Genomic DNA, 8,286 nt, shown 5'->3' with positions numbered 1-8,286 from the left:
CTTGAAGCTGCAGCGGTGTTGGCTACGTTCGTTCACCCCAATCACATAGTTTGCCTATGCTCATGGGGACTCACTCACTTACCGCCTACCTGCAACTCCAAGTTGTTTGGGTATATAACTATCGTGACTGTTTAATGATGGTGACTATTTTTGAGCGCGTTCAAATGAAGTCAGGATTTCAGCTCGCGCGGCAGCGGCATCTTCCCATCCATCGACTTTGACCCATTTGCCCGCTTCAAGCTCTTTATAGCGTTCAAAGAACTGTGTAATTTGCGCCTTCATTAGTACTGGCAGGTCATTTACGTCTTGAATGTGGTCGTACTCTTTGGTTAGCTTGGAGTGAGGAACCGCCACCACTTTAGCATCTTCACCAGACTCATCGGTCATCTTCAATACGCCAACTGGGCGGCAGCGAATCACCGAGCCTGGCATGAGCGGATAAGGGGTGGGCACCAACACATCGACAGGATCGCCATCGAGCGATAAGGTGTGATTCACATAACCGTAGTTGCATGGGTAGAACATAGGTGAAGACATGAAACGGTCCACAAATACCGCGCCAGATTCTTTGTCGACTTCGTATTTGATTGGGTCGGCGTTGGCTGGAATTTCAATCACCACGTAAATATCATCAGGCAGTGATTTTCCTGCCGGAACGTTGTTTAAGCTCATTTAGCATTTCCTTTTTCGTCGCTGGACTTGAATTGTTTTGGGTTGATTAACAGAACGTAAACGCTTGTGTTGCAACTTTAGCGGTAAATAGGAAACGGTGTAAACCGTAAAAAGAGAGTCTTGCCTCATATTTATCGATAAAAAAAGCGCCTAGAGTTAGGCGCTCATTGAGCTGATTTAATCGCGATTGAGTTCCAAGAACTCTTCCAATTTATGGACCATATTTTTTGAACCGCAGAAGAATGGCACACGTTGATGCAGTTCTGTCGGCTTAATATCCAACACGCGATTGACACCGTCAGAAGCAATACCGCCTGCTTGTTCAATCAAAAACGCCATAGGATTGCATTCATACAATAGACGCAGCTTGCCGTTTGGATGGCTTTGCGTGCTTGGGTATAGATAGATCCCACCTTTGAGCAGGTTACGGTGAAAATCCGCCACTAGCGAACCAATGTAACGTGAGGTGTAAGGGCGATTATCTTCAGGCACATTCTCTTGGCAGTATTTAATGTATTTTTTGACGCCAGTTGGGAAGCGGATGTAGTTACCTTCATTGATGGAGTAAATTTTACCATCATCGAAGGTCATCATATTGGGGTGTGAAAGATAGAAGGTGCCGAGTGACGGATCATAAGTAAAGCCATTCACGCCGTTGCCAGTGGTATACACCAACATGGTTGAAGAGCCGTAAATAACATAACCAGCCGCAACCTGTTTATTACCGGGTTGTAAGAAGTCTTCTTGTGTTGGTGGCGTGCCGACTGGCGATACGCGGCGATAAATAGAAAAAATCGTGCCGACAGAGACATTGACATCGATGTTGGATGAGCCGTCCAGCGGGTCCATCAACACCACGTATTTTGCGTTTTTGTTGAGCTCTTTGCTAAACGCAACCGCTTCATCTTCTTCTTCACTGGCGACACCACACACTTGATCGCGCGCTTCAAGCGCCGCTTTAAATTTTTCGTTGGCGTAGACATCGAGTTTTTGTTGTTCTTCGCCTTGAATATTATCCGTACCAACTGCACCGGTAATATCAGCAAGGCCTGCTTTGTTGATTTCTCTATTAACAATCTTTGCAGCAAGACGAATAGAGGACAACAGAGATGAAAGATCACCGCTTGCGTGGGGGAAGTCATGTTGTTTCTCAACAATAAACTCGCCAAGAGTGCGAATCTCAGACATGTTATTTCCTTAACATAGCTATATAGGGGGGAGTGATTGTTTCACAACGCATCCTCTTGTTGGGATGTCGGCCGAAACGAGTGACCCATTTGATAACGTTTGGGTAACACTGCGATTTTAGGGCTTAGATCTTTTTAATGGTAATGAAGTAACAGATTGAGATCTCAATTTGTTTGTCGACTTTTTAGAAGTTGCAAACATGCTCGCTTTTCTTAAATGGATGGTGATAATGGAGGCAATCACTCACAACGCCATGTGCGAGGCTAGGATTTATGCATATTCACATTCTTGGGATTTGCGGTACGTTTATGGGCGGTGTTGCCGTTTTAGCGCGGCAATTAGGTCATAAAGTTACCGGCAGCGACGCCAACGTTTACCCACCGATGAGTACGTTATTGGAGTCTCAAGGGATCGAGATTATCGAAGGTTTTGACCCTGCTCAATTAGAGCCCAAGCCTGATTTGGTGGTGATTGGCAACGCCATGAGTCGCGGCAATCCGTGTGTTGAATATGTGCTGAACCACAACTTGCGTTACACCTCTGGCCCGCAATGGTTGCAAGAGTTCCTGTTGCATGACCGCTGGGTTCTTGCGGTGGCTGGTACACACGGTAAAACCACCACGTCGAGCATGTTGGCGTGGATCTTAGAAGATTGCGGTTACCAACCGGGCTTTTTGGTGGGAGGCGTACTTGGCAACTTTGGCATTTCTGCGCGTTTGGGCGAAAGCATGTTTTTTGTGGTTGAAGCCGATGAATATGACAGTGCTTTTTTCGATAAGCGTTCTAAGTTTGTCCATTATCATCCACGCACTTTAGTGTTGAATAATTTAGAGTTTGATCATGCGGACATTTTTGACGATCTTGAAGCGATTAAGCGCCAATTTCATCATCTAGTGCGTACTGTTCCGGGCAATGGTCGTATTTTTGCTCCGCAAAAAGAGCGCGCATTAGCGGATGTTCTCGCACGTGGCTGCTGGAGCGAAACCGAGTTTACCGGCGAGCAAGTGCAGTGGAAAGCTGAAAAAATCACGCGTGATGGTTCGCAATTTGATGTGTTCTTTGACAATGAACGCGTGGGGCGCGTAACTTGGGATTTGGTTGGCGATCATAATGTCGATAACGCCTTAATGGCGATTGGCGCGGCGCGTCACGTAGGGGTCACTCCAGATTTAGCCTGTCAAGCTTTGGGCAAATTTATCAATACCAAACGTCGTTTAGAGCTCAAAGGCGAAGTGAACGGTATTACGTTGTATGACGATTTTGCTCATCATCCAACGGCCATTGAACTTACTTTGGGTGGTTTACGTAACAAGGTAGGCGATCAGAAAATTATCGCTGTTTTAGAGCCTCGTTCGGCTACGATGAAGTTGGGCGTACATAAGCAAACTTTAGCGGCGTCATTACAGCAAGCCGATTCAGTTTATCTCTATCAGCCGAACAATCTTGCTTGGTCGGTGCAGGATGTAGCTGATCAATGCTCACAACCAGCGCAAGTGAATGATGATATTGATGCTTTCGTCGCGCAAATTGCGCAGGAAGCCCAGCCGGGCGATCACATTTTGGTGATGAGCAATGGTGGCTTTGAAGGTATTCATAACAAGCTTCTACTTGCATTAAATCAAGCCATGTAATGCCAGCGACACAAACGAAATAGAGAGTTATGACAACACAACAGAAAGCCATCACTTTAGCCTTTACTGGCGCTTCAGGTGCTCCTTACGGACTTCGTCTGTTGGAGTGTTTATTGGCTGCAGATTACCGAGTGTATCTGCTGATCTCTTCGGCCGCGCGCGTTGTGCTTGCAACCGAGCACGGTTTGAAGTTGCCCAGTGGGACTGAGGCAGCCAAAGCAGCGTTGGTGGAACATTTACACTGCGATGCCTCACAGCTTGTCGTGTGCGGCAAAGAAGAGTGGTTCTCACCAGTGGCTTCGGGCTCTGCTGCGCCAAAACAGATGGTGGTGTGCCCATGTTCGGCAGGTAGCGTTGCGGCGATTGCCCATGGCATGTCCGATAATTTGATCGAACGTGCTGCCGATGTAGTGATGAAAGAGCGTGGCCAATTGGTGTTAGTGGTGCGCGAAACTCCGTTTTCCACCTTACATTTAGAAAACATGCTCAAGTTGTCGCAAATGGGCGTCACCATTATGCCCGCTGCCCCCGGTTTTTATCATCAGCCGCAGTCAATTGAAGACTTGGTCGATTTTATGGTGGCGCGTATTTTAGACCATTTGGGCGTTGAACAAGGGCTTGTGCCGCGTTGGGGATATGACTCACGTCCAACGGTATAGCTTATTGCGTTAATTCCAATTACAATCCACCTCACTCAACGGGGAGCAAATCATTCATCTCAATGAATGCTGCTGAGATCAAGCGTGAGCTTGGGACCCGTAAACCTGAACCAGATAATGCTGGCGTAGGAATTGGGTTAGGATCTCAGAATAGGAATAATGGAATATTCTCATCCTCCTCAAGCCTGTGCCGCTCAACCAAGGAGAGCGACCAGTTGAACACCACTCTTAATACCATTGCACTTGCTACCATCACCTCTTTTTCAGCGCATGCCGCTGACAATATCCTTACCGTTTATACCTATGACTCGTTCGCATCAGAATGGGGCCCGGGACCGGCGATTGAAAAAGCATTCGAAGCACAATGCGCTTGCGATCTTCAGTTTGTGGCACTCGATGATGGGGTATCGATCCTAAACCGTTTGCGTCTTGAAGGTAATAACAGTAAAGCAGACATCGTACTCGGTTTAGATAACAACTTAATGGCCGAGGCCAAACAGACTGGCTTATTGGCAGATCATAATGTCGAGACGGGCCAAGTCACGCTACCCGGTGGTTGGAGTGATGAAACATTTGTTCCTTATGATTACGGCTATTTTGCCTTTGTTTACAATAAAGAGAAATTAGCAAACCCACCGAAAAGCTTAAAAGAGTTGGTAGAAAAGCGAGATGATCTTAAAGTGATTTATCAAGATCCGCGCACTTCAACACCCGGTCAAGGCTTACTGCTGTGGATGAAATCTGTCTATGGTGAGAAAGCCAATTTGGCATGGCAACAGCTCGCCAATAAGACGGTGACAGTCACCAAAGGTTGGTCAGAAGCCTATGCGATGTTTTTAAAAGGTGAGTCCGATCTGGTGCTCTCTTACACTACCTCTCCAGCCTATCATTTGATTGCGGAAAATGACGCCAAGTACGCGGCTGCCGATTTTGCCGAAGGACACTACATGCAAGTGGAAGTGGCTGCGAAAGTAAAACACAGTGATAACGGCAAATTGGCCGATGAGTTCATGCACTTTATTTTAAGTGATCAATTTCAGTCGGTGATGCCAACCGGAAACTGGATGTATCCTGTGACGTCTGTCGCGCTACCGAAAGGTTTTGAAACGCTGGCTGCGCCACCAAAGGCGCTTACCTTTAGCGCACAAGAGGTGTCTGAGATGCGTAAAGCGTGGATCCGTGAGTGGCAAACCGCCTTAACGTTTTAAGGTGCGATAAAGTTTGAATGCTATTCCTAAAATAGGCATTGGGGTTGCGATGCTTGTCGCGACCTTTGTCATCAGTGCGTTGGTGGCGTTACTGTTACAAGCACCCAGCTTAAATGTGATGCACGTATGGCAAGACCCGTATTATCGCCATGTTACTCAATTTAGTTTTTACCAAGCCAGCTTGTCGATGCTGCTCAGTGTTGGTTTCGCGGTTCCTGTTGCTCACGCACTTTACCGTCGTCGATTTTGCGGACGTGCGCTGCTGATCAAATTGTTTGCAACGACCTTAGTGCTTCCGGTGCTGGTGGGCGTATTTGGTTTGTTGGCCATTTATGGTAATAGCGGTCTGCTCGCCTCGCTGCTCGCGTGGTTTGATAGCAAACTGCCGTTTTCCATTTACGGATTAAACGGTATTTTACTGGCGCATCTGTTTTTTAATCTCCCGTATGCCAGCCGTTTATTGCTGCAAGCGTTAGAGTCGATCCCGGCTGAACAACATAAGTTATGCGCGCATCTTGGCATGAGTCATTGGCACAAATTTCGTTGGGTTGAATGGCCGCGTTTGCGTCAGCAGCTTCCTCATGTCTGTGGTTTGGTGTTCATGCTCTGTTTTACCAGTTTTGCCACTGTGATGGCACTTGGCGGCGGGCCTAAATCAACCACGATTGAGCTGGCGATTTATCAGGCGATCAAATTTGATTTTGATTTACAAGCCGGCGCGCTGCTTGCGCTGTGGCAGATGCTGTTATGCGGGCTGTTGTCTCTATCCATTTCACGCTTAGCGAAGCCGTTAGCCATCACCACAGGGCGTCAAGCGAGTGATTATGTGGTTAGTCGAGACAATCGAAAAGCACAATGCTGGGACGGCGCATGGATCTTCCTTGCGTTGCTGTTAGTACTTCCGCCCCTGGTGATGGTCATCTTGAGCGGTTTAAATTCGCAGCTTTTTCACGTCTTGAGCGATGAGCAATTCTGGCGTGCGCTTTGGGCTTCACTGCAAGTGGCGTTATTGGCAAGCGTGGTTGCTGTTTCGGCTGGGGTTGCCATACTCATCACGACTCGCGCTTTGCGCCTGCAGCAGCACAACCGTAAGGCGGACCAACTAGAGTTGATTGGCGCGATTATTTTGGTCACGCCAGGGCTTGTTATCAGCACCGGGCTTTTTCTGTTGCTGCGTATCTGGACCGATGCATTTAGCCTAGCGTATTGGGTGGTTTTTTTCGTCAATGGCTTAATGGCATTGCCGTATGTGTTGAAAACATTGGCGCAACCTATGCTGCATATCGCGCAGCAATATCAATGGTTATGTGCCAGCCTTGGCATTAAAGGGTGGCAGCGTTTGCAAGTGATTGAGCTGCGTGCGTTGCGCAAACCCTTAGCGCATGCCTTTGCGATCAGCTTTTTGCTCTCAATGGGGGATTTAAGTGCGATTGCTCTATTTGGTAGCCAAGAGTTTAGAACCTTACCGCTTTACCTGTTCCAACTGCTGGGCAGTTACCAAATGCAAGCGGCGGCGGTGGTTTCCCTTACGCTGTTGCTACTCAGTGTGGGTTGTTTTGCCCTCATTGAGTGGTTATTTCACTCACATTCAAAGGTAAAGCAATGTTAGAACTCAAGGCCGTACATTATGAGTATCAACAGGAGTGGTTTGAATTTTCGCTCTCTGTACCGCGAGGGGCGATTCTTTCTTTGATGGGGCCAAGTGGCGCGGGCAAGTCGACTTTACTGAGCTTAGTTGCGGGCTTTATTGCACCGAAAAGCGGCGATATCCAAGTGCAAGGGCAATCCTTACTTGGGCAGGAGCCACACTTGCGTCCTTTTTCGATGCTGTTTCAAGAGCACAATCTTTTTGCCCATCTCACTGTGCGTGAAAATATTAGCCTTGGGTTACATCCGGGGCTGAAACTAACCACTTCGCAAAAGGCGTTGGTTGAGTGCGCCGCGCAGCAAGTGGGTTTGGCAGCGCTACTTGATCGCTTGCCTGAGCAGCTCTCAGGGGGGCAGCGTCAACGAGTTGCTCTGGCGCGCTGTTTTGTACAACCACATCCTATCTGGCTGCTGGATGAGCCTTTTTCTGCCTTGGATCCGCTACTCAGAGAAGAGATGCTGCTTTTGGTTAAGCAGTTAGCCGCAGAAAGAGAGATCACTGTAGTGATGGTGACGCACCATATTAGTGATGCCAAAGCGATTGCGAGCCATTTTGCGTTTATGGCTCAAGGACATGTGTTAGTGAGTGATCGCATTGAGGCACTTTCCGCGCAACACGCAGACGCGCAGCTCAGTGATTTTGTGCGTGCAGGGGAATAAAAAAACCTCACACGTTTAGGTGAGGTTTTTGCGTCTAATCAGCACTATGACAGGTTAAACTGACTTATCGTTATGCTCTCTGAGCACTTGGAAAATCTCTCGTGATGCTCTTGGTGGTTTGCTGTTGGCTTTCTCTTTATTTGCTTGACGCGCTAATTGGCGCAGACGTTGACGATCCATATCTGGATAGAGTGCCATCGCATCTTCAATCGCGCTGTCACCTTTCTCCACAATACGATCACGCATCTGTTCGAGCTTGTGCAGCATGGCGGTATTTTGTGAGTGCTTGTTACGCAGTTTATCCAATGCCGCTTGAATCGGTTCGGCATCGATGGTACGCATCATTTTTCCAATGTATTGCAGTTGGCGGCGTCTGGCTTCCATGCTAAAACGCTGAGCATCTTTGATGGCATCCATCAAATCTTCAGACATCGGGATTTTTGCTAACTGAGACGGCTTCAGAGCAACCAGCTCTTCACCCAGTTTTTGTAGCTCAGTCATGTCGTTTTTCATTTCGGTTTTGCTAACCCAAATGATCTCCTCTTCTTCTTCCCAAGGAGCTTTTTGATTCTTACGCGCCATTTTCTTCATCTATTGAGTTATGTATGTCAGCTATTTTAG

At 47.6% G+C, this 8,286-nt stretch carries 8 protein-coding genes and 1 riboswitch; of the genes, 5 read left to right on the top strand and 3 right to left on the bottom strand.

The features are described from left to right. Window positions 1-144: 144 nt before the first annotated feature. On the bottom strand, window positions 145-672 hold the full coding sequence (gene ppa / locus AACR75_RS13415; RefSeq protein WP_047690479.1) for an inorganic diphosphatase: 528 nt from the start codon (window positions 670-672) through the stop codon (window positions 145-147). A 177-nt stretch (window positions 673-849) separates the two neighbouring features. After that, the gene (fbp, locus tag AACR75_RS13410) at window positions 850-1,860 is read right to left on the bottom strand and encodes a class 1 fructose-bisphosphatase (protein ID WP_013855958.1); all 1,011 of its coding nucleotides are present in this window, start codon (window positions 1,858-1,860) and stop codon (window positions 850-852) included. A gap of 272 nt (window positions 1,861-2,132) precedes the next feature. On the opposite strand from fbp, the gene mpl reads away from it, so the two are divergent. The 5 genes from mpl to thiQ all read left to right on the top strand — a co-directional run bounded on the left by mpl (window position 2,133) and on the right by thiQ (window position 7,665). After that, the gene (gene mpl, locus AACR75_RS13405; protein WP_047690476.1) at window positions 2,133-3,491 is read left to right on the top strand and encodes a UDP-N-acetylmuramate:L-alanyl-gamma-D-glutamyl-meso-diaminopimelate ligase; all 1,359 of its coding nucleotides are present in this window, start codon (window positions 2,133-2,135) and stop codon (window positions 3,489-3,491) included. A 29-nt stretch (window positions 3,492-3,520) separates the two neighbouring features. Continuing rightward, window positions 3,521-4,150 carry a flavin prenyltransferase UbiX gene (locus tag AACR75_RS13400; RefSeq protein ID WP_013855960.1) on the top strand — a complete coding sequence of 210 codons (630 nt, stop codon included), beginning with the start codon at window positions 3,521-3,523 and terminating at the stop codon, window positions 4,148-4,150. Window positions 4,151-4,179: 29 nt separating this feature from the next. Further along, window positions 4,180-4,299: riboswitch (TPP riboswitch) on the top strand. Window positions 4,300-4,365: 66 nt separating this feature from the next. Beyond that, the gene (gene thiB / locus AACR75_RS13395) at window positions 4,366-5,358 is read left to right on the top strand and encodes a thiamine ABC transporter substrate binding subunit (protein ID WP_047690474.1); all 993 of its coding nucleotides are present in this window, start codon (window positions 4,366-4,368) and stop codon (window positions 5,356-5,358) included. A 13-nt stretch (window positions 5,359-5,371) separates the two neighbouring features. Beyond that, window positions 5,372-6,967, top strand: a complete 1,596-nt coding sequence (gene thiP, locus AACR75_RS13390) for a thiamine/thiamine pyrophosphate ABC transporter permease ThiP (protein WP_047690472.1) — start codon at window positions 5,372-5,374, stop codon at window positions 6,965-6,967. Beyond that, the gene (gene thiQ / locus AACR75_RS13385) at window positions 6,961-7,665 is read left to right on the top strand and encodes a thiamine ABC transporter ATP-binding protein (RefSeq protein ID WP_013855963.1); all 705 of its coding nucleotides are present in this window, start codon (window positions 6,961-6,963) and stop codon (window positions 7,663-7,665) included. The genes thiP and thiQ overlap by 7 nt, the downstream gene beginning before the upstream one ends. Window positions 7,666-7,719: 54 nt before the next feature. On the opposite strand, the gene yjgA is transcribed toward thiQ, so the two are convergent. Beyond that, a complete protein-coding gene (gene yjgA / locus AACR75_RS13380; RefSeq protein WP_272925449.1) occupies window positions 7,720-8,247 on the bottom strand; it encodes a ribosome biogenesis factor YjgA in 528 nt (175 codons plus the stop codon). Window positions 8,248-8,286 lie beyond the last annotated feature (39 nt).

This window comes from Vibrio sp. ZOR0018 (assembly GCF_963865925.1).
In the GTDB taxonomy this organism is placed as follows: domain Bacteria; phylum Pseudomonadota; class Gammaproteobacteria; order Enterobacterales; family Vibrionaceae; genus Vibrio; species Vibrio anguillarum.
Note: the sequence above shows the minus strand (reverse complement) of the source record. Positions and strands in the feature narration are given on the sequence as shown.

Bases quoted from the DNA above. Each gene is read 5' to 3' on its own strand.
- thiQ (WP_013855963.1), top strand. From the start codon at position 6,961: ATGTTAGAACTCAAGGCCGTACATTATGAGTATCAACAGGAGTGGTTT.
- ppa (WP_047690479.1), bottom strand. From the start codon at position 672: ATGAGCTTAAACAACGTTCCGGCAGGAAAATCACTGCCTGATGATATT.
- mpl (WP_047690476.1), top strand. From the start codon at position 2,133: ATGCATATTCACATTCTTGGGATTTGCGGTACGTTTATGGGCGGTGTT.
- fbp (WP_013855958.1), bottom strand. From the start codon at position 1,860: ATGTCTGAGATTCGCACTCTTGGCGAGTTTATTGTTGAGAAACAACAT.
- AACR75_RS13400 (WP_013855960.1), top strand. From the start codon at position 3,521: ATGACAACACAACAGAAAGCCATCACTTTAGCCTTTACTGGCGCTTCA.
- yjgA (WP_272925449.1), bottom strand. From the start codon at position 8,247: ATGGCGCGTAAGAATCAAAAAGCTCCTTGGGAAGAAGAAGAGGAGATC.